Origin of the sequence: Micromonospora sp. NPDC005324 (assembly GCF_040607155.1) — a bacterium.
Taxonomy (GTDB): domain Bacteria; phylum Actinomycetota; class Actinomycetes; order Mycobacteriales; family Micromonosporaceae; genus Micromonospora; species Micromonospora trifolii.
Window position 1 is genome coordinate 216,149 of the sequence record NZ_JBEXGE010000003.1, and the last position, 26,812, is coordinate 242,960.

Sequence of the window (26,812 nt, forward strand, 5' to 3'; positions counted from 1 at the left end):
GCGCACGTTCCACGCTTTCTGCCTTTTGCTGGCCCAATCCATCGTGAGGTCGCTCGTGGATGTCGGACCGGCGGGGCACCATGGACCGGTGACCGGGGCAGACACAGACGCCGGCGCGGTGCTCGCCGGGTTCGGCCCGGCCACCCGCGCCTGGTTCGACAACGCCTTCGCCGCACCGACCGCCGCGCAGACCGGCGCCTGGCGGTCCGTCGCCGCCGGCCGCAACGCGCTCGTGGTGGCGCCCACCGGCTCGGGCAAGACACTCGCGGCCTTCCTCTGGTCACTGGACCGACTCGCCCGCGAGCCGGCGCCGGCCGAGGCCCGCCAGCGGTGCCGCGTGCTCTACGTCAGCCCGCTCAAGGCCCTCGCCGTCGACGTCGAGCGCAACCTGCGCGCCCCGCTGGCCGGCATCCGGCAGGCGGCCACCCGGCTGGGTGTCGCGCCGCCCGACATCACCGTCGGCATGCGCACCGGCGACACGCCCGCCGACGAGCGACGAGCCTTCGCCCGCACCCCGCCGGACATCCTCATCACCACGCCCGAGTCACTGTTCCTGCTGCTCACGTCCGCGGCTCGCGACTCGCTGCGCGGCGTCCAGACGGTGATCGTCGACGAGGTGCACGCGGTGGCCGGCAGCAAACGCGGCGCCCACCTCGCCCTCTCCCTCGAACGCCTCGACGAGCTGCTGCCCGCCCCGGCGCAGCGCATCGGCCTCTCGGCCACCGTCCGGCCGATCGACGCCTGCGCGCACTTCCTCGGCGGCGCCCGCCCGGTCGACGTGGTGCAGCCGGCCACGCCGAAGACCATCGAGGTCAGCGTGCAGGTCCCGGTGGAGGACATGACCCGCCTGGACGAGCAGGAGCAGCCACCGGAGGACGACCTCGGCGGCCCCGGGCCGCGTCGGGCGTCGATCTGGCCGGCCGTGGAGGAGCGGGTCTTCACCCTCATCGGGCAGCACCGCTCGACAATCGTCTTCACCAACTCCCGCCGCAGTGCCGAGCGCCTCTGCGCCCGGCTCAACGAGCTGGCCGCCGAGGCGGTGGACGCATCCGCGTCGGGCGAGGGCGCGATCGGCGTACCGGAGGGGTTGCCGGTTGGCGACGACCCGGCGGGCGACGACGGCCCGGCGTCCGGCGCGCAGCGCTGGGGTGGCCCCGCCGGTCCGCTGCGCAACCGGCCGCCGGCCGAGGTGATGGCCCAGTCCGGCGCGGCCACCGGCGCGCCGCCCGTGATCGCCCGCGCCCACCACGGCAGCGTCTCCCGGGAGGAGCGCAAGCACATCGAGGAGGCGCTCAAGTCCGGTCAGCTTCCGGCGGTGGTGGCCACCTCCAGCCTGGAGCTGGGCATCGACATGGGCGCGGTCGACCTGGTGGTGCAGATCGAGGCACCGCCCAGCGTGGCCGCCGGCCTGCAACGCGTCGGCCGGGCCGGGCACCAGGTGGGCGCCATCTCGCGGGGGGTGGTCTTCCCGAAGCACCGCGGCGACCTGCTGTCCTGCGCGGTGGTCGCCGAGCGGATGACCGCCGGCGCCATCGAGGAGCTGCACTACCCGCGCAACCCACTGGACGTGCTGGCCCAGCAGATCGTCGCGATGGTGGCGCTGGAGCCGTGGCCGCTCGGCGACCTGGCCGTGCTGGTCCGCCGGGCCGCGCCTTTCGCCGAGCTGCCCGACTCGGCGCTGCACGCCGTGCTCGACATGCTCTCCGGCCGCTACCCGTCCACGGCGTTCGCCGAGCTGCGCCCCCGCCTGGTCTGGGACCGGGCCACCGACGTGCTCACCGGCCGCCAGGGTGCGCAACGCCTCGCGGTGACCAGCGGCGGAACGATCCCTGACCGGGGCCTGTTCGGGGTCTTCCTGGCCGGCGCCGAGCGGGCCGCCCGGGTCGGCGAGCTGGACGAGGAGATGGTCTACGAGTCCCGGGTCGGCGACGTCTTCCTGCTCGGCTCGTCCTCCTGGCGCATTGAGGAGATCACTCCTGACCGGGTGCTGGTCTCGCCCGCCCCGGGGCAGGCCGCGCGCATGCCGTTCTGGAAGGGCGACCAGCTGGGTCGACCGGTGGAGCTGGGCCGGGCCATCGGCGCCCGGGTGCGCACCCTGCTGCGCCAGACCGACGAGGCGGCCCTGGCCGCGCTGCGCGACGGCGGGCTGGACGACTGGGCCGCCGGCAACCTGATGGCCTATCTGCGCGAGCAGCGGGAGGCCACCCGCTCGCTGCCCGACGACCGCACGGTCGTGGTCGAGCGGTTCCGCGACGAGCTGGGTGACTGGCGACTGGCCGTGCACAGCGTGCTCGGTGCCCGGGTCAACGGACCCTGGGCGCTCGCGGTGGGCCGCCGGCTGGCCGAGCGGTACGGGGTGGACGCCCAGGTGATGCCCTCCGACGACGGCATCGTGGTGCGACTTCCGGACACCGCCGATGAGCCCCCCGGCGCCGACGTGGTGGTCTTCGAGCCCGACGAGATCACCCAACTCGTGGAGGAGTCGGTCGGCACCTCCGCCCTCTTCGCCGCCCGTTTCCGGGAGTGCGCCGCCCGGTCCCTGCTGCTGCCGCGCCGCGACCCGCGCCGCCGTCAACCGCTCTGGCAGCAACGGCAACGCGCCGCGCAACTGCTCGACGTCGCCCGCGAGTACGCGGACTTCCCGGTCACCCTGGAGGCCGCCCGGGAGTGCCTCCAGGACGTCTTCGACCAGCCGGCGCTGGCCGGGCTGATGCGCGACCTGGCCACCCGCAAGGTGCGACTGGTCGAGGTGGAGACCAACGCGCCGTCGCCGTTCGCGCGGTCGCTGCTCTTCGGCTACGTCGGCGCGTTCCTCTATGAGGGCGACGCCCCGCTGGCCGAGCGCCGCGCTGCCGCACTCGCTCTCGACTCCACGCTCCTCGGCGAGCTGCTCGGCCGTGTCGACCTGCGGGAGTTGCTCGACCCGGCGGTGCTCACCGAGACCGACCGGCAGCTGCGGTGGCTGACCGAGCAGCGCCGCCCCCGCGACGCCGAGGACGTCGTCGAGCTGCTGCGGGTGCTCGGTGACCTGAGCGACGCCGAGTTGACCGAGCGGGGCGTGCCGGAGACGTGGCTCAGCGAGCTGGAGGCCACCCGCCGGGTGCTGCGGGTCCGGATCGCGGGCGAGCAGCGCTGGGTGGGCGTCGAGGACGCCGCTCGCCTGCGCGACGCCCTCGGCGTGGCGCTGCCGATGGGGGTGGCCGAGGCGTACCTCGCCCCGGTGGCCGATCCGCTCGGTGACCTGGTGGCCCGCTACGCCCGCACCCACGGGCCGTTCGCCGCGGCCAGCTGTGCGGCCCGGTTCGGGCTCGGGGTGTTCGTCGTCGAGCAGGCGCTGCGCCGGCTCGGCGCCACCGGGCGGGTGGTCTCCGGGGAGTTCACCCCGGATTCGGCCGGCGCCCAGTGGTGCGACGCCGAGGTGCTGCGGATGCTGCGCCGCCGCTCGCTGGCGGCGCTACGCCGGGAGATCGAGCCGGTGCCGCCCCGGGCCCTCGCCACGTTCCTGCCGCGCTGGCAGCAGGTCGGCTCGTCCGCCCGAGGTGTGGAGGCGCTCGCCGCCACTGTGGAGCAGTTGCAGGGCACCGCGGTGCCGGCGTCCGCGCTGGAGCGGTTGGTGCTGCCCGCCCGGGTCGCTGACTACTCCCCCGCCCAGCTCGACGAGCTGTGCGCCAGCGGGGAGGTGCTCTGGGCGGGGTCGGGCGCGATCTCCGGGGGCGACGGCTGGGTCACCCTGGCGTACGCGGACGCCGCGCCGCTGCTGCTGCCGCCGCCGGACGAGGCGTTGACCCGCACCCCGCTGCACGACGCGGTGCTCGACGCGCTCGGCGACGGGCAGGCGTTGTTCTTCCGTCCGCTGGCCGACCGGGTCGGCTCGACCGACGACGCCGCGCTGACCGCTGTGATCTGGGACCTGGTCTGGGCCGGGCACCTCAGCAACGACACCCTCGCCCCGCTGCGCGCGGTGCTCGGCGCCGGGGGCGCGCACCGCTCCCGGCCGTCCGCGCCCCGCACCCGTTACCGGCGGCCCGGTCGGGTGGCGCTGCCGACCCGGGGCGGCCCGCCGACGGTCGCCGGCCGCTGGTCACGTCTCCCGGAGCGGGACCTCGACCCGACCCGGCGGGCCGCCGCGCTCGCCGACCTGCTGTTGGAGCGTCACGGTGTGGTCACCCGGGGTGCGGTGATGGCCGAGCAGGTGGTCGGCGGGTTCTCGGCGGTCTACCCGGTGCTGTCGGCGCTGGAGGAGCGCGGGGCGGCCCGCCGTGGTTACTTCGTCGAAGGGCTCGGGGCGGCGCAGTTCGCCGTACCCGGTGCGGTGGACCGGCTGCGCGCGCTGGCCGAGCCGACCGACGGTGCCCGGGGTCGGGGCGCGGCGGCCACAGTGCTCGCCGCGACCGACCCGGCCAACCCGTACGGTGCGGCACTGCCCTGGCCGGAACGTGTGATCGACTCCGGCGACGGTGCCACCCCTGCGACCGGGCACCGGGCCGGCCGCAAGGCGGGTGCCCTGGTGGTGCAGGTCGGCGGCGACCTCGTCCTCTACGTCGAACGTGGTGGCCGGACGCTGCTCTCCTTCACCGACGACACCGACACGCTCGCCGCGGCCGGCAAGGCGCTCGCCGACGCCGTCCACTCGGGGGCGTTGGGCGCGATGTCGGTGGAGCGGGCCGACGGCGAGGCGGTGCACTCGTCGCCGCTGCGGGACGCGTTGACCGCCGCCGGCTTCCGGGCCACCCCCCGCGGCCTGCGCCTGCGCGGCTGACCCGCCGATCGACGCCCGACGCGTGACCGGGGAGCCAAGGCCCGCCGAGGGCAATCCCGCACAGAGCCTGATGTCTGTGAGTCATCTTGATGACCCACAGACATCACACTCAACAGAACGACATGCTCCGGCCGCGCCGACGCCTCAGCCCAGGCCGTCGAGGACCTTCTCGTAGCGCGGGCGGTCGGCGGCCGGGGTCTTCGCCTCCAGGTAGTTCAGCACCACCGCGCCGCGCTGGTACGACTGGCCGCCCCAGGTCTCCGCGATGTCGCTGGCGCTGGTCTCGTCCGGAAAGACGTAGACGGTGACGGCGTCGGTGGCCATCAGCTCGGAACAGCCCAGGCCGAGGCCGTCCGGCCCACAGTCGACCGACCGGTCCTTCGGGTGCGCCACCTTCAGGCCGGCGGCCCGGAACGCCTCGATGACCTTCTTCGCGCCGGGCGCACTGGCCGGGCGCTTGGGCAGCACCACCGGCGGCGGGCTGGCCGGCCGTCGCTCCGTCGTGCCCTGTGCGGCGGCGGAGGGCGGGGTCGCGCCGTCGGCACCGGATGAGGCTCGGGGCGTCGGCAGGCCGGTCGGGGCCGCCTCGGACGAGACGGACGGGGTCGCGTTCGGGCTGCCGTCGTCGTCACTGCCACAACCGGCGCTGAGAGCGACGGCGACCAGCAGGATTCCGACTGCGGGGAGGTTCCGAGTTGTCACCAGGGCAGTCTGCCCAACGTCCTCCGTCGGCGGGAGGGGCCGGTCGGCCACTGCGCTGTCCCGTATCCGCCAGCACCGGTGGTTCTACCAGCCTGCGGACATGTCCGCCGTGCCCTAGAGAATTCGGCCGGTCTGGTCGCGGTCGCGGTCAACGGCGGGCGGGCCGCGGACCTCCTCGCGGCCTCCCCGGGGGGCCTCCTGCGGGTATCGGGCTGATGTTCGACTGTGGAATGCTTCTCCGGTGGGTAAGCATGTGGTTCCTGTGGGCTGTCCCTGCTGTGCATCCCGGACCGGCGGGGGGACCTGCCCCGTCTGTTTCTGGACCGACGACGGCCAGACCGACGCCGACGCCGACGCCGTCCGGGGCGGCCCCAACGGCGACCTGAGCCTCACGCACGCCCGTCTCAACTACGCCGTCTACGGTGCCAGCCACCCGCGCTACCAGGACATGGTGCGTACGGCTCGCCCCGACGAGCGCCCCTGAACCGGACGGGGCGCCCGACGGGGTGAGCGTGGCTCAGCAGACGGGCACGCTGCCGCCGTACACGCTGGAGATGTACGCGTGGCTGACGTACTGCCCGCTGGCGAGACGGTTCCAGCGGGTGGTGGTCCGGTAGGGGCCGGCGACCGACTGACCGGTGACGTAGCACTGGATCGGCACGTGGGCCAGCCGGGCGGCGAGGCCACGGGTCCCGTACGACGTGCTGGCCCCGGTGCGGATGTTGAGCGGTCCGTCACCGACCACGCCGCGCGGCCCGCCTCCGGTCCACAGATAGGCGACGTCCACCCAGGCGTTGGTGGTCAGCCGCAACCCGTCCCAGAACGTGCCGTCGGCCAGGTCGATGCCGGCCGGGTTGAGCACGGTCCGCCCGAACTGGTCCCGTCCGCCGTTGTAGCCGGACTGGTACGCGGCCTGCGCCTCGGGCCGGCCCTGCGGCAGGTTCTTCCAGTTCTCCCGGACCGATGAGGGGTTCCAGTAGTCGTCGCGGGTGTTCCACGGCCCGACGTCCCAGACCGGGGCGTACTCGCAGCGGGAGCCGTTTGTGGTGCAGACCCGCACTGTGTAGTCGCCGGTGTTGAGCGGGGAGAGACCCCGCCGCGACGGCAGCGCCGCGAAGTGGTCCCGGGGTTGCACGGTACGGCCGTTGGCGGTCAGCTCACCGACCAGTCCGATGCGGGTGGCGTACACCCGGTAGGTGCGGCCGGGCGTGGCGGCGGAGACGGCGGCGTTCGCGTCGGCGGTGAGCTGCACACCCCGTACCGTCGCCGTTGCGCCACCATCGGGGGCGGTGAGCACCACCCGGGTCTGCACCCGGGTGACCGGCCGGTCGAAGACCGCGCCGGTGGTGGCCGCCCGCCACTCCGTCCAGCCGGCGGCCCGCCAGCCGCGGACCTGCGCCTCCACTGTCGCCCCGGCGGGGACCGCGGCGTTGATGTCGGCGCGGACCCGGGTGGCCGGCCGGGCGAGGGCGCGGGGAGCGTTCAGCAGCATCCCCTCGGCGACCGCGCTGTGCGGGCTGCGCGCGCCGCGCCCGGTGGAGCGGGCCTCCCGCAGGCGTAGGCCGGCGGCGGTGCGCCGGACGTTGACATCGTCGCTGTCGACGATGGTGAGGTCGGCGCTCCACCGTTCGTCGCCGGGTGCGGCGGCGACGAGGGTGATCGGGGCGCCGCCGGGTGCGGCCGGGACAGGGCCGCTGGCGGGTAGGAGCGCTGCGGTGAGCAGGAGGGCGAGGGTGGCGATGAGGGCGACGGATGGGATACGACAACGGGGTCGCGTCATGGGCATTCTCCTCAGAACCCCCTGACCCTCGCATGTCGGGAGATCATGAGGAACCTGAGTACAAATGGCGACACATGCGAATCTTGCTCGAGAGAGGGAGGATGGCAGGGTGCCCGAAGGCGACACTGTCTGGAACACCGCGCGCGTGCTGCACCGCGCGCTGGCCGGCGCGCGGATCACCGGCAGCGACTTCCGGGTGCCGCAGCTGGCGACCACGGACCTCACCGCGTGGACCGTCCGCGAGTCGGCCAGCCGGGGCAAGCACCTGCTGCTGCGGCTCGACACCCCGACCGGGGAGCACTGGACCCTGCACTCCCACCTGCGGATGGACGGCGCCTGGCGGGCGTACGCCCCGGGGGAACGCTGGAGCGGCCGACCCGCTCACCTGATCCGGGTGGTGCTGCGCAGCCCCGGCGCTGTCGCGGTCGGCTACCACCTGCACGACCTGACCCTGGTGCCGACCGCCGAGGAGGACCAACTGGTCGGCCACCTCGGCCCCGACCTGCTCGGCCCGGACTGGGATCCGGCCGAGGCGGTCCGCCGGCTCGCCGACCACCCGGAGCAGACCATCGGCGAGGCGCTGCTCGACCAGCGCAACCTGGCCGGCGTGGGCAACCTCTACAAGTGCGAGGTGCTGTTCCTGCGGGGGGTGTCGCCGTGGACCCCGGTCGGCGGGGTGCCCGACCTGCCGGGCCTGGTGGCCCTCGCACAGCGGCTGCTGGCCGCCAACCGGGGCCGGTGGACGCAGAGCAGCACCGGCTCGCTGCACCGGGGGCAGACCAGCTACGTGTACGGCCGCCGCGCCCAGCCCTGCCGCCGCTGCGGCACCGCCATCCGCAAGGAGGAGCTGGGCGAGCGGGTCACCTACTGGTGCCCGGTCTGCCAGCCCGAGCGCCCCGGTTCGTCGTCATCCGGCTGACCAGGCTCTCGCCAGACGGGACCCATGGCAGAAACGGACGATTGGGTAATTCCTAACCGGCCGCCGGAGTCGCATGCTGCGGTTGAGCGCTCACCGACCGTCAGCAGAGTGCCGAGGTCCCCCACGCCGGGGTGGCGGGCCTCGCGCCCCGAACCGGGGAGAGTCATGGCGATGTTCCGCAGACTCCGCTCCACCTTCTTCGAGCGGACCACCCGCGACACCGACACCGACGGCCGGGCGGCGTCAGTGCCGGCCGCGCGTACCGCCGAGGAAGCCGTCGTCACGCCGAGCCTGGACCCGGCCGTCGTGCCCCGCTACTTCGGCCCGGTGCCGAACTTCGCCCACACCCCCCGCCCGACCCGGGGCCCCGACGGACAGGTGGTGGCCGGGACCGGGCTGCGCAAGTTCGTCGACCCACTGCCCCTCCCGGGCCAGCCGGGCCACGGCGATCTCGGCAGCCACCTGCCGGTGGCCACGCCGGACACCAGCAGCTATCCGGGCTGCGACTACTACGAGATCGGTCTCCAGGAGTACGCCCAGCGGCTGCACCGGGACCTGCCGGCCACCCGACTGCGCGGCTACCGGCAACTCAACCTGGGCACCGACCCGGCCGGGCACAACACTGTGGCTCCTCCGGAGCGACAGTGGCACCTCGGGCCGATGATCCGCGCCCGTCGGGGTCGACCGGTCCGGGTGAAGTTCATCAACCAGCTCCCCGCCGGTCGGGCCGGCGAGTTGTTCCTGCCGGTCGACGACACCATCGAGGGGGCCGGCCTGGGGCCCCTGGACGGACCGGCGCCCTACCCGCAGAACCGGGCCGTGCTGCACCTGGCCGGTGCGCAGACCGGCTGGACCAGCGCGGGCAATCCGGGGCAGTGGATCACCCCGGCCGGGGAGATCACCCCGTACCCGACCGGGCCCGGCCTGGCCCACGTGCCGGACATGCCGGCGCCCGGCGCCGGGGCCACCACGCTCTACTTCCCGAACGAGCAGAGCGGCCGGCTGCTGTGGTTCCACGACAACACCCTCGGCCTGGCCCGGCTCACCGTCTACGGCGGACAGCTCGCGCTCTACCTGCTCACCGACCCGGCCGAGGACCAGCTCGTCGCCGACGCGGTACTGCCGGCCGACCAGGTGCCCCTGGTGATCGAGGACAAGACGTTCGTTCCGGACGACACCCAACTCGCCGCCGAGGATCCGACCTGGGACCGGGAACGATGGGGTGCCCGGGGCAGCCTCTGGCACCCGCACGTCTACCAACCCCGGCAGAACCCGTACTCCTCCGGCGGACGCAACGCCACCGGCCGGTGGGACTACGGACCCTGGTCCCACAACTCCGCCCCGGACGACACCCGCGCCGACGGCTGGGTGCCGAACCCGTACCACGACCCGGTCGGCGCGCCGGACGAGCCGCCGTTGAGCCCCGGCGTACCGCACCCGTCGGCCGTTCCCGAGGCGTACGGCGACACCCCCCTCGTCAACGGCGTCGCCTACCCGTACCTGGAGGTGCGGCCGCGCGCGTACCGGTTCCGGATCCTCAACGCCTGCCTGGACCGCAGCCTCAACCTCCAGCTCTACCGCGCCTGCTCCGACGCGGCGATGTGGACTGCCGACGGGGCGCTCGCCGACCCCGACGCCGGTGAGGTGCCGATGGTGCCCGCCGCTCGGGCGGCGGACCGTCCGGCGGGGTGGCCGACCGACGGGCGTGACGGCGGTGTGCCGGACCCCCGCGCCGCCGGGCCGGAGTTCATCCAGATCGGCAACGAGGCCGGCCTCCTGCCGGCGCCGGTGGTGCTGCCGAACCGACCGATCGGCTACCGCTACGACCGGCTCGACCCGACGGTGCTGAACGTCGACGGGCACACAGTGCTGCTCGCCCCGGGCGAACGGGCCGACGTGCTCGTCGACTTCTCCGCCGTGCCGCCGGGCAGCACGCTGATCCTGTACAACGACGCTCCGGCCCCGCTGCCCGGCTTCGACCCCCGCTACGACCAGCACACCGACGCCCCGGACCGCAGCGCCGAGGGTGGCCCGCCCCCCACCGAACCGGGGTACGGCCCGAACACCCGCACAGTGCTCCAGTTCCGGGTGACCGGGACGCCCGAGCCGCCGTACGACCTGAGCCGGCTGCGCGAACGGCTACCCCTGGCGTACGCGGCCAGCCAGCGCCCGCCGATCGTCCCGCAGCCGGCGTACGACCCGGCGTTCGGCACCCGGACCCCGGCTCAGACGACGGTGCCGGTGCACGCCACCAGTGTGACGTTCACGCCGACGGCGGGGACCGGCCCGGTGACAGTGCCGATCGCGGTCAAGGCCGCACAGCAGATCTTCGAACCGGACCACGGCCGGCTGGCGGGCCGACTCGGCGTCGGGCACCCGCACGCCGGGCCGCTCAACCCGACGACGCTGCCGCTCGGTGCGACCGACCCGGTCACCGAGGTGCTCTTCGCCACCGACCCCGCCGTGCCGGTGGGCGCCGCCACCGACGGCACGCAGCTCTGGCGGATCAGCGGCAACGTCCGGCAGACCGAGCCGTTGCACGTCGGTGGCTGCGACGTGCAGGTGGTCAGCCGGGTTGGCTGGGACGGCACGCTGCGACTCCCGCACGGCACGGAGCTGGGCTGGAAGGGGATCATCCGGGTGAACCCCCGGGAGGACGTGGTGGTGGCGCTGCGCCCGGTCGCGCCGGTGCTGCCGTTCAAGCTGGGTGACAGCGTCCGGCTGCTCGACCCGGGCCGCCTGGCCGGAGCCCGCACCGGGTCGACGCCGGTCAGCCCGGCCGACGGCCGACCGGCCACTGTGGTCAACCACCTGGTCAACCTGGGCTGGGAGTACCGCTGGCACAGTCAGCTCGCCGGGCACCGCGACGGCGGGATGAACCGACCGCTGGTGCTGCGGGTGGCGCCGAAGGCACCGACCGGGCTGACCGCCACACCGGTGCCGGGCTCGGCCACCGCGCTGCCCGCGATCACGCTGACCTGGACCGGCAACGGCGGGCGACCCCCCGCCACCAGCCACCTGCTGCAGCGGGCCACCGACGCGACCTTCGGCGGGGAGGTCACCACGATCACCGTCGCGGCCGCCGCCACCCGCTACACCGACGCGACAGTCACCCCCGGGGTCACCTACCACTACCGGATCCGAGCGGAGAACGCGGTCAGCTACTCGTCCTGGTCGAACGGTGTGCCCGCCTCGGTGCACCTGGCCGCGCCGAGCGGTCTGGTCGCGACGCTTCCGCCGGCCGCGCCGCTGCGCGTGGCACTGCGCTGGACGAACCGCTCGTTCGCCACCGGCATCGACGTGCAGCGGGCCACCAACCCGACGTTCACCAGCGGCCCGGGCACTACGGCGATCGGGGTCGGCGACAGCCACCTGGACGCGGCAGTGGCACCGGACACCACGTACTACTACCGGGTGCGAACCACCTACCTGGGCGCCGCCTCGGCGTGGTCGACGGTCGCCACTGTGACCTCGCCACCCGCGCCGGGAACCCCCAGCGGGGTGAGCGCCGCCGCCAGCGCACCCGGGCCGGACACCGCGACGGTGACCCTGGCCTGGGAGGCGAGCGCACCCGGCGGTCCGGGGTCCGGGTTCACAGTGCAGCGGGCCCTCGACCCGGCCTTCGAGCAGGAGACGGCCACCTTCACCGTGACCGGCCGCGGCTTCACCAACACGGGGCTGACCCGGGGAGTGACCTACCACTACCGGATCCGGTCGTTCAACGTCGTGGGCACCTCGCCGTACACCGGGCCGGTCCTGGTGACGACACCACAGTGACCGGCCCAGGGGCGGCGTGCCCTCTCGGAGCACCCGCCGTCGGCGCGCACCTGCTCGGGGCGTGTGCCGTCAGCGCGTCGGAATGCGCAGCGGGGTGCCGACGGCCCGCAGCTCGGCCAGGGCCCCGGCCACCCCGTGCAGCAGGTCGGTCGCCTCGGTGAGCCGGTCGGCCGCCGGGTGGGCGGTCTCCGGTCGGGCGTCCTCGGCCAGGTAGCCGGCGGCAGCGACCACCAGCCGTTCGTACGCCGCCACCCCGCCCTCCAGCTGTGCGGTCAACGCGGCGTGAGCCTCGGCCAGCGGCGGCCGGGCGTCGGCCGGTGCCAGCCGCAGCGCTCGTTCGACGCTGGCCACCCGGGCCGCCAGGTCGCGCAGCGAGCGGTCGGCGGCGGCGGCCTCCAGCACCGCCGGCTCGGCCAGCCCGGTGAGCCGGGGGGCCATCCCGGCCAGGGTGAGCGCCGCCCGGTCCAGTCGGGCCCACTGCTCTCCGGCGCTGGTGCCGCGCAGCGCGATCCGGGAGCGGACCCGGCGTACCTCGGCCAGCACGCCCGGGCCGACCGGCAGCCGCTCGACGGCGGCGATCAACCGGGCCCGCGACCGGGCCGCGGCCTCGGCCGGGTCGAGCGCGGGGGGCGCCGGCTGGGCGGCCAGGGCGCGCACGTCGATCCAGCGCCAGGCGGCGAGCGCCACCGCACTGCCCGCGGCGCCAGCCCAGGCCGCGTCGGGCAGACCAAGGCCGGCGTACGGAGTCAGCACCACCGCCGCGCCGCCGAGCCCACCGGCCAGCACGCTCCACCGTCGGGCCGACCGGCGAAGCCGACCCAACCTCCGGAAGTACCGTGTCCGCTCGTCTGCCACAGTGACCCCCTCGATCCGGTCGTTCAGCCGGCGGCGGTCGGGTCGCCGGTGCCCCGCTCGCGAGCCATGCTGGCGCGCAGCTCGTCCAGTCGGGCGGCGGCCGTCGGGTCGTTGGCCGGGCCGGTCTTCTCGGCCTGCGGCACTGCCGGTCGCTGGGCAGTGCCGCCGAGCTGCTCCCCCGCCATGCTGGACCGGATCTGCTCCAACCGGGCGGAGCCTGCCGAGTCGATCGTGGCCTTCTGAATTTCCACCATACGGCCCTCGACGGAGTTGCCGGCCAGTTCGGCGCGACCCATCGCGTTGGCGTACCGCCGCTCGATGCGGTCGCGCACCTCGTCCAACGACGGGGTGTTGGTGGGCGCGGTCAGCGACGACATCGACTCCAGCGAGCGGGCCACCGTCTCCTGCATCTTGGCCTGCTCCAGCTGGCTGAGCAGCTTGGTGCGCTCGGCGAGCTTCTGCTGGAGGATCATCGAGTTGTTCTCGACCGCTCTGCGGGCCTGGGCGGCGGCGCCCAGCGCCTGGTCATGCAGGGTCTTCAGGTCCTCGGTGGCCTGCTCGGCGGAGACGAGCTGGCTGGCCAGCGTCTGCGCGGACTGCTCGAACCGCACCGCCTCGGCCTCGTCGCCCTTGGCCCGGGCCTGGTCGGAGAGCACCAGGGCCTGCCGGGCGTTGCCCTGCAACCGCTCGACCTCGGACATCTGCCGGGACAGCTTCATCTCCAGCTGACGCTGGTTGCCGATCACCGCGGCAGCCTGCTGAACCAGCGCCTGGTGCTGCCGCTGGGCATCCTCGATGGCCTGCTGGATCTGCACCTTGGGATCGGCATGCTCGTCGATCTTCGCACCGAAGAGTGCCATCAGGTAGTTCCAACCCTTGACGAACGGGTTCGCCATCTCCGCGGTATCCCCTCAGTAGCGTCGCTCCACCACGGCCGGGCCGGTGAAACCGACCGACCATGACCGGCCGGTCTCCATCGTCCCAGCAGAACGCCAACGAGGCATCCGTACCGGTCGGTCGACAGCACCGGCGGCTCCTGCGAGCAACCCTACGCGGCCGGGGCCAGCCCGCCCATGGTCAACTGGATCGGCGGCTCAGGCCGCGCAGACCACGTCCCGGTCGCGCTCGGTCGGGCGGACCCGGGTGCTGCGCAGAGTGGCCTTGAGCGGCGAGTCCTGGCGGACCGAGACAGCGACCTTGCCGTCGGAGGTGACCTGACGGACACCCCGGTTGGTGTTCTTGGCTGCGGCGTCGGCCGGCTCGTCCTGCATCGAGACGAGCACCCCGGGCATCTGCTCGGCGAGCGCCACGGTGTCGCTCACCTCGCGCAGCAGCTCGGAGAGGCGGGCGCCGAGGGCGTCGCAGATCGCGGCGAGCAGCTCGCTCGACGGTTCCTTGTGCCCGCGTTCGATCTCGGAGAGGTAGCCGAGGCTGACGTTGGCGGCGGTGGAGACCTCACGCAGCGTGCGCTGCTGGCCCTGCCGGCGCGCTCGCAGTGCGTCACCGATCACCCGGCGTAGCAGGATCATCGCACCTCCCCCTGAGGGATACCTCGCGCCCGCCGCTGGGCGGCCGGCCGCGGCGGACCGCGCCGACCCCGAACGTCGGAGCCTTCCCGCAACCGTACCCGTTGCTGGCCCGGGCGACATCCCGCCCCGCCCGTCGGTTCGCCGGGACGGGCTCACCGGGGCGCGCCGCCGCCCGTGTGGCATCGGCTTGGGTGGCTCTGACCGCTTCGGCCCTGGCCTTCAGGGGGTTGTGGCGGCGAGCCGGTCGGCGAGCAGCCGCAGCGCCTCGACCACCGCCCCCGCCCGGACGTGATCCCGCCCGCTGCCCAGGTCGAGCTGGCGGACCTCGCCGCCGTTCGGGCCGGCGACCGCGACGTAGACCAGGCCCACTGGTTTCCCGTCCTGCGGCTCCGGGCCGGCGACCCCGGTGGTGGCCAGCCCCCAGTCCGCGCCGCACCGCTGCCGGCCCCCCTCGGCGAGCGCCGCCGCGACCTCCGGGTCGACCGGGCCTCGCTCGGACAGCAGGTCATCCGGTACGCCGGCCAGGGTCGCCTTCAACTCGGTGGCGTAGACCACGAGGCCACCCCGGTAGACCCCGCTGACCCCGGCGATGTTCACGATCGAGGCGGCCAGCGACCCACCGGTGAGCGATTCGACGGTGGCCAGGGTCTCGTGCCGCTCGGCCAGTCGGTGCACGACCCCGGCCGCCGCACTGCCCACCTCAGCACTGCTCACCCCAGCACCGTCCGCCCCGCCACCGTTCACCGACACCCCAGCGTCCTTCCCCACCCACCAGCCCCCAACCCCGACCCAATCGCGTCGATCATGAAGTTAGCGTCACGACACGCCGCCCCGACTGGCAATAAACTTCATGATCAACGGAGGGAGGGGGCCCGGGGGGCCCGTGGGCCGGGGGGGGTTAGCGGGGGCGGCGGAGGCGGAGGGCGTGGGCTATGTAGTCGAAGCCGGTGGCGACCGTGACCAGGACGGCGGCGGCCATGATCCAGGGGCCGACGGCGGCGAGCGCTGCCGGCATCGGCCAGAGGTACCAGGCGATGGCGAGGATCTGGAGCGCGGTCTTGACCTTGCCGCCTCGGCTGGCGGCGATCACACCGTGCCGGATCACCCAGAACCGCAGGCCGGTGATGCCCAGCTCGCGGACGAGGATCAGCGCTGTCACCCACCAGGGCAGCTGGTCGTACCAGGAGAGCAGCACCAGCGCCGCGCCGGTGAGCGCCTTGTCGGCGATCGGGTCGGCCACCTTGCCGACCGAGGTGACCAGCCCGAAGCGGCGGGCGATCCAGCCGTCCACCAGGTCGGTCGCCGAGGCCACCGCGAAGATCAGGCAGGCCGCCATCCGCCAACCGGCGCTGGTCATCCCGGAAACGATCACCGAGGCGCCGAAGACCGGCACCAGCACCAGCCGCAGGGCGGTCAGCGCGTTGGCCGCGTTGACGACGGGCACCACGGCCACCACCCGGCCCGGCGTCGACTCCGTCGCCCCGGTCACCGCCGCACTCCGCTCGGGCCGCCGTGGCGTTCCCGGCACCGCACCACCTGGGTCCCCCGCTCCGCTCGGGCCCGCCGTCACCGTGCCGCGCCGGGCGCCGCCGAGATCATCTCATCCGGCACAGCGAGCAGGTCCACCCCTTCGGTGCCGGTCACCGTAGCGCGCACCAGATCGCCCGGGCGCAGCGCGGCCAGGTCGACCCCGCCCTCGACAGGGGCGACCAGGGTGGTGGAACCGTCCACCTCAGGCGCCTGGTGGGCCGCCCGGCCCTCCACCACGCCGTCCTCGATCGAGTCGACGAGCACCTCGACGGTCGAGCCGAGCCGGTCCTCGGCCCGCTGCGAGCAGAGCTCGTCGGCGAGGGCGCTGAGCCGGTCGTAGCGCCGCTTGATCGTCGCGGCGGAGACCTTGCCGGGCAGACCGGCGGCCTCGGTGCCGTCCTCGTCGCTGTAGTCGAACATGCCGATCGCGTCGAGCCGGGCCTCGGTCAGGAACCGGACCAGCTCGTCGACGTCGGCGCGGGTCTCGCCGGGGAAACCGACGATGAAGTTGCTCCGGGCGCCCGCGTCCGGGGCCAGGGCGCGGGCACTGGCCAGCAGCTCCAGGAACCGGTCGGTGGAGCCGAAACGCCGCATCCGGCGCAGCACCGGCTCGCTGGAGTGCTGGAACGACAGGTCGAAGTACGGTGCCACGCCCGGTGTGGTGGCGATCGCCTCGACCAGCCCGGGCCGGGTCTCGGCCGGCTGAAGGTAGCTGGCCCGCACCCGGACGATGCCGGTCACCGCGGCGAGCTGCGGCAGCAGCTTCTCCAGGGCGCGCGGGTCACCCAGGTCCTTGCCGTAGGAGGTGGAGTTTTCGCTGACCAGCACCAGCTCCCGTACGCCGGTCTTGGCCAGCCACTCCGCCTCGGCGAGCAGCTCGTCAGGGGTACGCGAGACGAAGGCCCCGCGGAAGGCCGGGATGGCACAGAACGCGCAGCGGCGGTCGCAGCCGCTGGCCAGCTTCAGCGAGGCCACCGGACCGGTGTCGAGCCGTCGGCGCAGCACCTGGCGCAGGTGCGCCGGGGTGTGCTCGTCGGTGTCGACGACGGTGCGGGTCACCGTGCCGTGGCCGGGCAGCGACACTCCGCTGTCGCGGCGCTGCACCGGGGTCAGCGGCAGCAACTCGCGCCGGTCCCGTGGGGTGTGCGCGGTGATCTGCTCGCCGGCCACGACGGCGTTCAGCCGGGCGGCGATGTCGGGGTAGTCGTCGAAGCTCAGCACCGCCTGCGCCTCGGGCAGGCTGTCGGCCAACTCCCGGCCGTACCGCTCGGCCATGCAGCCCGCGGCGACCACCTTGGCGCCCGTTCCGGCGGCGGCGAGCAGGGTCTGGATCGAGTCCTGCTTGGCCTTCTCCACGAAACCACAGGTGTTGACGACCACCACGTCGGCGCCCTCGCCGTCGGTGGTCACCTGCCAGCCGTCGGCGTGCAGGCGGGCGGCCAGCTCCTCCGAGTCGACCTCGTTGCGGGCACAGCCCAGGGTCAGCAGGGCGACGCGACGGCCCTCGGCGTGGTCAGCGGGAGAAGGAGAGGTGGCAGACACCATCCGAGGGTACCGGGCCGGCCGGGTAAGCCCGCGCACGCGGGCTGCGGAGACGGTGGACACGGAGGCGAACGTCATTCCGGTCAGCGCGCCTCGGCGCCAACCCGGGTGAGCGCGTCGAGCAGGAACACCTCGGTGCCGGCCAGGCCGGTGGAGCAGAAGACGGAGATCTGGTCCGCGGTGGTCCGGCCCTGGACCGCGCCGGCCAGGATGCCGCCCAGGTCGCGCAACCGCCCGGCGTACGGGGGTGTGGCCGCGAGCATCGGCGGCTGGTAGTCCGCCGCCTGGGCCGGCGAATCGGTGACCAGCAGGTCGGCGGCGTCCAGCAGGTCGGTGCCGAACTCGCTGCGGTCGCGCTGCTTGAAGCCGATCGCGTTGACGTGCGTGCCGGTGCTGAGGTCGGCCGCGCGGAGCACCGGGGTCGGGCTGGTGGTCGCCAGCACCACCAGGTCCCGACCGGCGACGGCCGAGCCCGGGTCGGCCACCGCGCGGGCCGGCACGCCCAGTTCGGCACGGACCCGGGCGGCGAAGGCCTCCCGGCGAGCGGCGGACCGGCTGTGCACGACCACCTCGCGCAACTGGCGGACGGCGGCGGCGGCCCAGACCTGGGTCCACGCCTGCCGGCCGGAGCCGACCACCCCGAGGGTCGCGGCGTCGGGACGGGCCAGCGCGTCGACCGCGAGGCCCCCCAACCCTCCGGTACGACGGGAGCCCAGCTCCTCGCCGACGGCGACCGCCCGGATCGCCCCGGTCCGGGCGTCGTGCAGCACCACCAACTGCTCGCCCTGCGGGTGGCCGAAGGTGTCGTACGAGCGGAAGCCGTACCACTCGCCCACCAGGTGCCCGGTGGTCAGCACCATCCGCCCGCCGCTCAGCGGCGCGGCGGCCCGGGGCGGCGCGATCAGGCGTCCCTCGTACGCGGCCAGGAGGGCGGCGCGCATGGCGTCGACAGTGGTGGCGGCGTCCAGCGCGGCGGCGACCTCGGGGTCGGCGTAGAGCATGGTCATGCTGGCGATACTGCATGTTGAAGTCAGGTGCAGGTCAACGGACCGTGGCGGTGGTCACCGCCCCGCCACCGGGGGTCGGTGCTAGCGTCGGCACCGGTGGCCGGATGTTCGTGGCCGCTCCGGACGAGTGGTGGGCGTACCCGGTCAGGCCAAGACGCCCCGCGTGACGTGCAGACTCGACTCGTCCCGGCGCGGCAGCCCCGGGCGCTCTCCGGTGAGGTGAACGATGGCCTGGCTCGTACTCGTGATCTCGGGACTGTTGGAGACGGCCTGGGCGATCGCCCTGGACCGCAGCGCCGGTTTCAGCCGGCTGATCCCGTCCGTGGTGTTCGTGGTGACCCTGCTCCTGAGCATGGCCGGGCTGTCGTACGCACTCCGGGACATCCCCGTCGGCACCGGCTACGCGGTCTGGGTCGGCATCGGCGCGGTCGGCACCGCACTGGTCGGGATGCTGGTGCTCGGTGAGTCGGCGAGCCTGCCCCGGATCCTCTGTCTCCTGCTGGTGGTCGCCGGCGTGATCGGTCTCAAGATCTTCCACTGAGTTGCCCCGTCGGCAGGCGTGGTCAGCGCCCACAGTGGGTAGTGATCGATTCGTCACGACAGGCTCTCAAACCGGAGGAAGACATGGCCGACATGCCGAGCACCGCTCGTCCCCGCAGCAACGCCGCCCGCATCATCACCATCGTGGGCTTCGTCTTCGCGGTCCTGGCTCTGCTGCTCAACCCGATCATCTTCGGCGTGCTCGGCGTCATCGCGGGCGTCGTCGGCGCGGTGCTCGGTGACAAGCCGCTGGGTTGGTACGCCGCCGCGGCCAGCGTCGTCGCCGCGATCCTCGGTCTCGTGGTCTTCGCCGCGCTGATCAGCAACTGACCGCTCCCCCACGTCACGGGCCCGCCGGATACCGGCGGGCCCGTCGTGCGTCCGGGGTCGACTGTCGGTCAGTCCACGTCGCCGCGCAGGCCGGACAGGACCTCGTCCAGCTCGTCCGGCTTGACCAGCACGTCGCGCGCCTTCGACCCCTCGGACGGCCCGACCACTCCCCGGGTCTCCATCAGGTCCATCAGGCGACCCGCCTTGGCGAAACCGACCCGCAGCTTGCGTTGCAGCATCGAGGTCGAGCCGAACTGCGAGGTGACCACCAGCTCCACCGCCTGCACCAACAGGTCCAGGTCGTCGCCGATGTCCTCGTCGGTCTTCTTCCTGCTCTCCTGCGCCGGGGCCAGCACATCCTTGCGGAACTCCGGCTCACGCTGGTCCTTGCAGAACTTCACCACGTCGGCGATCTCGCGCTCGGTGACCCAGGCACCCTGGATCCGGACCGGCTTGGAGGCGCCCATCGGCAGGAAGAGCCCGTCACCACGGCCGAGCAGCTTCTCCGCGCCCGGCTGGTCGAGGATGACCCGGGAGTCCGCGAGGGAGGAGGTGGCGAACGCCAGCCGGGACGGCACGTTCGCCTTGATCAGACCGGTCACCACGTCCACCGAGGGGCGCTGGGTGGCCAGCACCAGGTGGATGCCGGCGGCCCGGGCCAGCTGGGTGATCCGGACGACCGAGTCCTCCACGTCGCGCGGCGCGACCATCATCAGGTCGGCCAGCTCGTCCACGATCACCAACAGGTACGGGTACGGCCGCATCTCGCGTTCGCTGCCCGGCGGCGCCTTGATCTCGCCGTTGCGGACCTTGCGGTTGAAGTCGTCGATGTGCCGGACCCCGTTCGCGGCGAGGTCGTCGTAGCGCATGTCCATCTCGCGGACCACCCAGTCCAGCGACTCGGCCGCCTTCTTCGCGTTGGTCACGATCGGGGTGACCAGGTGGGGAATGCCCTCGTACCCGGTCATCTCGACCCTCTTCGGGTCGATCAGCAGCAGCCGCACCTCGTCCGGGGTGGCCCGGGTGAGGACAGACACCAGCAGAGTGTTGAGGCAGCTCGACTTTCCGGCACCGGTGGCGCCGGCAATGAGGATGTGAGGCATCTTCGCGAGGTTGGCGACCACGTAGCCGCCCTCGATGTCCTTGCCGAGCGCCACGACCATCGGGTGGTGGTCGCTTGTCGCCGCGCGCGAGCGCAGCACGTCCCCGAGGGCGACGTTCTCCGGGTCGGTGTTCGGGATCTCCACGCCGACGGCGCTCTTGCCCGGGATCGGACTGAGGATCCGAACGTCCGGTGACTTCACCGCGTACGCGATGTTGCGGGACAGCTGGGTGATCCGCTCGACCTTGACGCCGTGCCCCAGCTCCACCTCGTAGCGGGTCACGGTCGGGCCACGGGTGAAGCCGGTGACAGCGGCGTCCACGTCGAACTGGTCGAACACGCCGGTCAGCGCGGCGATCACCTCGTCGTTGGCCTTGCTGCGGGTCTTCGCGGCGGCCCCGGCGCTGAGCATGTTGGCCGGCGGCAGGGTGTAGTCCCCCGCCAGCCCGGTCAACGCGAGCTGCTCGGCCCGGGTCGGCGCGGGCGAGTGCTCCGGGGGCTCGACCGACGGCTTGCGGCTCGCCGGGACCTTCGCCGGAGACTTGCGCGGCAGCACCATGGTCTCCTGGAGGTCCGCGCCGTCCAGGTCCTCGAAGTCGTCCGGATCCAGTGGAGCGGGCATCCGCTTCGCCGGCCGCTTGCGCGCCGGCTTGGCAGCCGCCTCGTCCGTCTCCTCGTCGGCCTCCGGTGCACCGACCAGCCCGCCGGCGAGCAGACCCAGCCGCTCGGGGATCTTGTTGATCGGCGTCGCGGTCACCACGAGCAGGCCGAAGAGCAGCAGCAGAATGAGCAGCGGCACCGCCACCCAGGCGGTGACCGCCCGCTCCAGCAGCCCACCGACGCCCGCACCGACCAGACCACCGGCGAAGTCACGCTCCAGCGGGTCAACCGGGTCCTGACCGATCTGGAGCAACGCGGCGGTCGACACCAGCAGCGAACCCCAGCCGATCAACCCACGGCCCCGGTGCTCCGGATCGGCCGGCTGACGCATCAGCCGCCACGCCCCGATCATCAGCAGCACCGGGACGACCACCGAGATCGCGCCCAGGAACAGCCGGATCGTGTCGGCCAGCTGCTCGCCCACCGGCCCCGCCCCGGACAGCCAGAGCGCCACCGCGCAGAGCAGGGCGAGCCCGAACATGAGCAGCCCCGCGCCATCGCGACGGTGCTCCGGGTCGAGGTCGCGGGCCGAGGCGGCCTGCCGGCCAGCGGCACGCACCGCCCAGCCCATCCCGTGCGCCAGCCCCATCCACAGTGCACCGACCGCACGGCCGACGTAGACCGCCGGGCCGGGCCGGGGCGGCGTGGTGCGACGTCGGACCGGTGCCCGGGTGGCCTTCTTCGCCGGTTGACGGGCACGACTGTTGGTGCCACCGCGCGGCGACGCGCCGCGCCGCCGGCTCGCCTGAGAGGTACGCCCCGCCATAGAGTCACGGTAACGGTGGGGCCGGGCAGATCCCCGCTTTTCCGGGTCGTGTCCGCGCGTCGTAACACGAACCCCACCGCCGGTCGTGATATCCGCCTCAGAAGGGATGCCCCATGGCGTCGCCGGACATCGAAGGCGATCCGGACGATCCGCTGGCCGGGCATCCTGGCGCGCTGCGTCCGTTGACCGGTGAACTGGTCGCCGCGGTGCTCGCTGCCCGTGGCAGGTCCGTCGGCCCGGCCCCCGACGGCGAGTTGGTGGGCCACTTCGACGACAACCTGATCTGGTTCCTCCGCGTCGGCGGGGACGGGGAGCTGCTCCAGATCCGCACCATGGTCGATCCGACCTTCGGCATCGAACGGGTGCCCGACCTGTACGCGTTCTGCAACTCCTGGAACCACGACCGGCTCTGGCCGAAGGCGTTCGTGCACGTCGACGACGACGGTCGGGCCCGGGTGTACGGAGAGGTGATCACCGACCTGGAACGCGGCGTGACCCCACACCAGCTCGACCAACTGCTCGACTGCGGCATCTCCACCGGCTGCCAGCTGGCCGTGGCGGTCCGTCGACTGCCCGGCGCGGTGCCGTCGTGACCGGCCGGGACGAGTTCACCGGCAGCCGCACCGGCACGCCACCCACCGGCTCCGGTGACCGCCTGGCGCGGGGCCGCGTACCGGCGCTGGAGGCCGCCCTCGCCGAGGCCCGGGACCTTTCCGACGGCCCGGCCCGGCAGGTGGCACTGGAACGGCTCGCCGAGCGCGCCGACGCGGCCGGCGACGTCCGGTCCGGGATGGACGCGCGGTTCGCGCTGATCGAGGCGTACCTGCTGCACGGGGAGCGGTGGCGTCTGGTCGAGCCGGTCCGGCGCTGTCGGGCCGCCGCCGACCACCGCCCCGACCTGCTCACCGAGACGGAGACCGGGCTGCTGCTGCGCTACCAGCGGTACGCGGTGGAGGCGCTGCTCGGCACCCCCCGGGTCGGGCTGGACCAGACCCGGTCCCTGCTGCACGACCTGGCCCACCGCGTCGGCACGGATGGTCCGGACACACCGACCGTCGCGGAGCTGCACTGCCGGATCGCCGATCACCTGGGCGACGAGCCCAGCGCCCGGCACTGGTACGAGCGGTGGTCCGGAAAGCGGCCCGGCCCGGCCGGCGGCTGCCCGGGCTGCGCGTCGGCCCGGCGTGCCGAGCTGCTGGCCGGCTGGGGCGAGTGGAATGCCGCGGTCACCGAGCTTGAGGATCCCGACGGCGACCCGCAGTCCTGCACCGACCAGCCCGAGCGGGACCTGGTCGCCGGTCTGCTGCCGGCACTGCGCAGCGGCGAGCCGGCGCGGGCGGCGACGGCGCACGTGCGGGCGTACCGCCGGCACCGGCGGGAGCGGGCGGCGTTCCCGCACCTCGCCGCGCACCTGCGGTTCTGCGCGCTGGGCGGGCACCTGGAGCGCGGGCTGGCCATTCTGGCCGAGCAGCTGCCCCGGTTGGACCGGCCGACAGACGATCTCGCCGCCATGGAATTCGCCGCCGCCGGCGCCCTGGTCTGCGGGCTGGCCGCCGACGCCGGGCTGAGCGGTCGGACGATGCCCCGGCCGGCGTACGGCGAGCGGACAGCCACCGAGTTGGACGTCGCCGCGCTCGGGGCGCTGCTGCTCGGTGTGGCCAGCGAGTTGGCCGGCAGCTTCGACGCGCGCAACGGCACCGGACACCACTCCGGCCGGATGGCCGCCTGGCTGGCCGAGCGTCCGCTCGCGGCGCCGGTTCCACTGCCCACCGACGACGAACCTGACGAACTCGACGAGCCCGACGAGCCCGACACCGACCGGCCCGACGTCGACGCCATCGCTGAGCTGGGCGAACGCGAGTTGTCGGCCCTCTCCCTCGGCATGATCACCGCGATCCTGGACGGGCGCGGCGACCGGTACCTGGTGGACGAGGGCGAGACAGTGGTCGGCCACTGGGAGGGTGCGGTGATCCAGTTCCGGCGGGCCGGTGAGCGCGGTGAGGTGCTGCACGCCCGCGCCATGGCCAACCGCCGGCTGCCGGCGGCCCGCCGCGCCGAGGCGTACGCCTTCTGCAACGCGTGGAACCACGACCGGCTGCTGCCCAAGGCGTACGCACATGATCTCGGCGACGAGTTGGTGCTGGCCGGCGACGTGGCCACCGACCTGGCGCACGGGGTCGCCCCGGCGCAGCTGCGGGTCCTCATGGACGCCGCCATCGCCACCGGCGTCGCGTACGCCGAGGCCGTCGCCGCGCTGCCCTGACCCCCCGGAAACGGCGAACGCCGGCCCACCCCGTTCGGGTGGACCGGCGTCAGGGAGTTGCTCAGACCTCGACGACGGTGGGCACGATCATCGGCCGACGACGGTACTTGTCGTTGACCCACCGCCCCACGGTCCGCCGGACGATCTGCTGAAGCTGGTGCGGGTCGGTGATGCCGTCCGCCGCGGCGCGGTTGAGCGCCTCGGTGACCAGCGGCACCACCGGGTTGAACGCCTCCGGGTCCTCGGAGAAGCCCTTTGCGGAGAGCGTCGGGCCGGCGACCACCTTGCCGGTGACCGAGTCGACGACCACTGTGGTGGCGATGAAACCGCCGTCACCGAGGATCCGCCGTTCGGTGAGCAGCGACTCGCTGACGTCACCGACGGCGAGGCCGTCCACGTAGACGTACCTGCTCTTCACGTGCCCCACCACGCTGGCGCGGCCCTCGACCAGGTCGACCACGTCGCCGTCCTCGCAGAGCACCACCCGGTCGGCGGCGACCCCGGATTCGATGCCGAGCCGGGCGTGGGCGCGCAGGTGACGCCACTCGCCGTGCACGGGCATCAGGTTGCTGGGCCGGACCACGTTGAGCAGGTAGAGCAGTTCCCCGGCGGGGGCGTGCCCGGAGACGTGCACCTTGGCCACGTCCTTGTGTACGACCACCGCGCCGGCCCGAGCCAGCCGGTTGATCACCCGGTAGACCGAGGTCTCGTTGCCGGGCACCAGCGACGAGGCCAGCACGACGGTGTCACCGGGCGCGATGGTGATGTGCCGGTGGTCGCCGCTGGCCATCCGGCCCAGGGCGCTCATCGGCTCACCCTGGGAACCGGTGGACATCAGCACGATCTCATCCGGCGGCAGTGTGGTCGCCTCGTCGATGCTGATGACCAGGCCGGCCGGGATGTTGAGCAGGCCGAGATCCCGGGCGATGCCCATGTTGCGGACCATCGACCGGCCGATCAGCGCGACCTTGCGGCCGTGCTCGGCGGCGGAGTCGAAGACCTGCTGCACGCGGTGCACGTGCGAGGCGAACGAGGCCACGATGATCCGACCCTTGGCCTTCGCGAAGATCGAGTCGAGCACCGGGCCGATCTCCCGCTCCGGGGTGACGAAGCCGGGGATTTCCGCGTTTGTGGAGTCGGACAGCAGCAGGTCGACGCCTTCGGCGCCGAGCCGGGCGAACCCGGCCAGGTCGGTGATCCGGCCGTCCAGCGGCAACTGGTCCATCTTGAAGTCGCCGGTGTGCAGCACCAGGCCGGCGGGGGTCCGGATGGCCACCGCGAGGGCGTCCGGAATCGAGTGGTTGACCGCGAAGAACTCACACTCGAACGGGCCGAGCCGCTCACGGCCGCCCTCCCGCACCGTCAGCGTGTACGGCTGGATCCGCCGCTCGGCCAACTTCGCCTCGACCAGGGCGAGGGTGAACTGTGAGCCGACCAGCGGGATGTCGGGCTTGTGGGCGAGGAGGTAGGGCACCGCGCCGATGTGGTCCTCGTGACCGTGCGTCAGCACGATCGCCTGGACGTCGGCCAGCCGGTCCAGGATCGGCCCGAAGTCGGGCAGGATCAGGTCCACACCCGGCTGCTCGACGTCGGGGAACAGGACCCCGCAGTCGACGATCAGCAACTTGCCGTCGTACTCGAAGACGGTCATGTTCCGACCGATGGCGCCGAGCCCTCCGAGCGGGATGATCCGCAGGCCGCCTTCCGGCAGCGGCGGGGGTAGCTCCGCGTCGATGTGCGCCTCGGTCACGCGTCCACCTCATTCTGCGACGCCGTTACTCGACGTCCATCGTGTCGTTCGATCATTCGGGCAGCTCCAGGCCCGCTGCCGCGAAGTCCGCGCGCAGCTGGGCGATCTCGTCGTCGGTGGCGTCCACGAGCGGGGGTCGCACCGGGCCGGCCGGCAGGCCCAGCGACGCCAGGCCCGCCTTCACCAGGATGGTGCCCTGGGTGCGGAAGATGCCGGTGAACAGCGGCAGCAGCCGCCGGTGCAGGGCCAGCGCGCTCGGCATGTCCCCCGCGTCGTACGCCTCGATCATCTGTGCGGTCAGCGCCCCGGTGAAGTGCGTCGAGGTGCCGACCACGCCCACGCATCCGACGGCCAGCGCCGGCAGGGTGAGGGCGTCCTCGCCGCTGTAGAAGGCGAGGCTGGTCCGGCTGGTGACCCAGCTGGTGGCGGTCAGGTCGCCCTTGGCGTCCTTGACCGCGACGATCCGGCCGTGTTCGGCGAGCCGGACCAACGTCTCGGTGTCGATCGGTACGCCGGAGCGGTGCGGAATGTCGTACAGCATCACCGGCAGGCCGGTGGCGTCGGCCACCGCGGTGAAGTGTCGCAGCAACCCGCTCTGCGGCGGCCTGCTGTAGTACGGGGTGACCACCAGCAGGCCGTGCGCACCCGCCTTCTCGGCGGCGGCGGCCAGCTCGATGGTGTGCCGGGTGTCGTTGGTGCCGACGCCCGCGACCACCTTGGCGCGGTCACCGACGGCCTCCACCACGGCCCGGATCAGGTGTTCCTTCTCCGCGTCGGTGGTGGTCGGCGACTCGCCGGTGGTGCCGTTGACCACCAGCGCGTCGTTGCCCTGCTCGTCGACCAGGTGGCTCGCCAGCCGGGCGGCGCCGTCGAGATCGAGGGAACCGTCGGGGGTGAAAGGGCTCACCATGGCTGTGAGCAGCCGGCCGAAGGGGCGGGACGCCGGTCGGGCCGCGGCGTCGAGGTGGTCGTGCGTCATACCCTCCAACCTAGCGGACGAC

20 protein-coding genes and 1 riboswitch are annotated in these 26,812 nt (G+C 73.4%); of the genes, 8 read left to right on the top strand and 12 right to left on the bottom strand.

Annotated elements, in window-relative coordinates; genetic code table 11:
• The first annotated feature begins 88 nt into the window (after positions 1 to 88).
• Positions 89 to 4,759, top strand: a complete 4,671-nt coding sequence (locus ABZS40_RS04835) for a DEAD/DEAH box helicase (protein ID WP_354941950.1) — start codon at positions 89 to 91, stop codon at positions 4,757 to 4,759.
• A gap of 144 nt (positions 4,760 to 4,903) precedes the next feature.
• Here the strand turns inward: ABZS40_RS04835 and ABZS40_RS04840 are convergent, their stop codons facing one another.
• Complete coding sequence (locus tag ABZS40_RS04840) at positions 4,904 to 5,461, bottom strand: hypothetical protein (RefSeq protein WP_354941951.1); 558 nt, start codon at positions 5,459 to 5,461, stop codon at positions 4,904 to 4,906.
• A 241-nt stretch (positions 5,462 to 5,702) separates the two neighbouring features.
• On the opposite strand from ABZS40_RS04840, the gene ABZS40_RS04845 reads away from it, so the two are divergent.
• On the top strand, positions 5,703 to 5,945 hold the full coding sequence (locus ABZS40_RS04845) for a CPCC family cysteine-rich protein (protein WP_354941953.1): 243 nt from the start codon (positions 5,703 to 5,705) through the stop codon (positions 5,943 to 5,945).
• 33 nt (positions 5,946 to 5,978) lie between these two features.
• Here the strand turns inward: ABZS40_RS04845 and ABZS40_RS04850 are convergent, their stop codons facing one another.
• A complete protein-coding gene (locus ABZS40_RS04850; protein ID WP_354941955.1) occupies positions 5,979 to 7,241 on the bottom strand; it encodes a hypothetical protein in 1,263 nt (420 codons plus the stop codon).
• 109 nt (positions 7,242 to 7,350) lie between these two features.
• Between ABZS40_RS04850 and ABZS40_RS04855 the strand changes: the two genes are divergently transcribed.
• Together ABZS40_RS04855 and ABZS40_RS04860 are read left to right on the top strand one after the other, a co-directional pair.
• Complete coding sequence (locus ABZS40_RS04855) at positions 7,351 to 8,160, top strand: DNA-formamidopyrimidine glycosylase family protein (RefSeq protein ID WP_354941957.1); 810 nt, start codon at positions 7,351 to 7,353, stop codon at positions 8,158 to 8,160.
• 165 nt (positions 8,161 to 8,325) lie between these two features.
• Positions 8,326 to 11,937, top strand: coding sequence for a hypothetical protein (locus ABZS40_RS04860; protein ID WP_354941959.1), 3,612 nt, complete (start codon positions 8,326 to 8,328; stop codon positions 11,935 to 11,937).
• A gap of 69 nt (positions 11,938 to 12,006) precedes the next feature.
• Here the strand turns inward: ABZS40_RS04860 and ABZS40_RS04865 are convergent, their stop codons facing one another.
• The 7 genes from ABZS40_RS04865 to ABZS40_RS04895 all read right to left on the bottom strand — a co-directional run bounded on the left by ABZS40_RS04865 (position 12,007) and on the right by ABZS40_RS04895 (position 18,400).
• Positions 12,007 to 12,792, bottom strand: coding sequence for a hypothetical protein (locus tag ABZS40_RS04865; protein ID WP_354941961.1), 786 nt, complete (start codon positions 12,790 to 12,792; stop codon positions 12,007 to 12,009).
• Between the two features lie 23 nt (positions 12,793 to 12,815).
• On the bottom strand, positions 12,816 to 13,688 hold the full coding sequence (locus tag ABZS40_RS04870; protein ID WP_354941963.1) for a PspA/IM30 family protein: 873 nt from the start codon (positions 13,686 to 13,688) through the stop codon (positions 12,816 to 12,818).
• 198 nt (positions 13,689 to 13,886) lie between these two features.
• Positions 13,887 to 14,321 (bottom strand): helix-turn-helix transcriptional regulator, encoded by a 435-nt coding sequence (locus ABZS40_RS04875; protein ID WP_328650478.1) that lies wholly within the window; start codon positions 14,319 to 14,321, stop codon positions 13,887 to 13,889.
• A gap of 219 nt (positions 14,322 to 14,540) precedes the next feature.
• The gene (locus tag ABZS40_RS04880; protein WP_354941965.1) at positions 14,541 to 15,035 is read right to left on the bottom strand and encodes a CinA family protein; all 495 of its coding nucleotides are present in this window, start codon (positions 15,033 to 15,035) and stop codon (positions 14,541 to 14,543) included.
• A 184-nt stretch (positions 15,036 to 15,219) separates the two neighbouring features.
• Complete coding sequence (gene pgsA, locus ABZS40_RS04885) at positions 15,220 to 15,810, bottom strand: CDP-diacylglycerol--glycerol-3-phosphate 3-phosphatidyltransferase (protein WP_354941967.1); 591 nt, start codon at positions 15,808 to 15,810, stop codon at positions 15,220 to 15,222.
• A gap of 77 nt (positions 15,811 to 15,887) precedes the next feature.
• Positions 15,888 to 17,396 carry a 30S ribosomal protein S12 methylthiotransferase RimO gene (rimO, locus tag ABZS40_RS04890; protein ID WP_354941969.1) on the bottom strand — a complete coding sequence of 503 codons (1,509 nt, stop codon included), beginning with the start codon at positions 17,394 to 17,396 and terminating at the stop codon, positions 15,888 to 15,890.
• Positions 17,397 to 17,476: 80 nt separating this feature from the next.
• On the bottom strand, positions 17,477 to 18,400 hold the full coding sequence (locus ABZS40_RS04895) for an ornithine cyclodeaminase family protein (RefSeq protein WP_354941971.1): 924 nt from the start codon (positions 18,398 to 18,400) through the stop codon (positions 17,477 to 17,479).
• 93 nt (positions 18,401 to 18,493) lie between these two features.
• A riboswitch (guanidine-III (ykkC-III) riboswitch) is annotated at positions 18,494 to 18,564 on the top strand.
• Positions 18,565 to 18,626: 62 nt separating this feature from the next.
• Here ABZS40_RS04895 and sugE point away from each other — a divergent pair.
• Positions 18,627 to 18,941 (top strand): quaternary ammonium compound efflux SMR transporter SugE, encoded by a 315-nt coding sequence (gene sugE / locus ABZS40_RS04900; RefSeq protein WP_354941973.1) that lies wholly within the window; start codon positions 18,627 to 18,629, stop codon positions 18,939 to 18,941.
• Positions 18,942 to 19,024: 83 nt separating this feature from the next.
• The gene (locus tag ABZS40_RS04905; RefSeq protein WP_354941975.1) at positions 19,025 to 19,270 is read left to right on the top strand and encodes a hypothetical protein; all 246 of its coding nucleotides are present in this window, start codon (positions 19,025 to 19,027) and stop codon (positions 19,268 to 19,270) included.
• Positions 19,271 to 19,338: 68 nt separating this feature from the next.
• On the opposite strand, the gene ABZS40_RS04910 is transcribed toward ABZS40_RS04905, so the two are convergent.
• The gene (locus tag ABZS40_RS04910) at positions 19,339 to 21,798 is read right to left on the bottom strand and encodes a DNA translocase FtsK 4TM domain-containing protein (RefSeq protein WP_354941977.1); all 2,460 of its coding nucleotides are present in this window, start codon (positions 21,796 to 21,798) and stop codon (positions 19,339 to 19,341) included.
• A 113-nt stretch (positions 21,799 to 21,911) separates the two neighbouring features.
• Here ABZS40_RS04910 and ABZS40_RS04915 point away from each other — a divergent pair, with 113 nt between their 5' ends.
• Positions 21,912 to 22,391: a YbjN domain-containing protein gene (locus ABZS40_RS04915; RefSeq protein WP_354941979.1), complete on the top strand. Its 480-nt coding sequence runs from the start codon at positions 21,912 to 21,914 to the stop codon at positions 22,389 to 22,391.
• A 62-nt stretch (positions 22,392 to 22,453) separates the two neighbouring features.
• On the top strand, positions 22,454 to 24,061 hold the full coding sequence (locus tag ABZS40_RS04920; protein ID WP_354942096.1) for a YbjN domain-containing protein: 1,608 nt from the start codon (positions 22,454 to 22,456) through the stop codon (positions 24,059 to 24,061).
• 61 nt (positions 24,062 to 24,122) lie between these two features.
• On the opposite strand, the gene ABZS40_RS04925 is transcribed toward ABZS40_RS04920, so the two are convergent.
• Entirely contained in the window at positions 24,123 to 25,811 is a 1,689-nt protein-coding gene (locus ABZS40_RS04925; RefSeq protein ID WP_354941981.1) for a ribonuclease J, read from the bottom strand.
• Positions 25,812 to 25,863: 52 nt separating this feature from the next.
• A complete protein-coding gene (gene dapA, locus ABZS40_RS04930) occupies positions 25,864 to 26,790 on the bottom strand; it encodes a 4-hydroxy-tetrahydrodipicolinate synthase (RefSeq protein ID WP_354941983.1) in 927 nt (308 codons plus the stop codon).
• Positions 26,791 to 26,812: the final 22 nt, after the last annotated feature.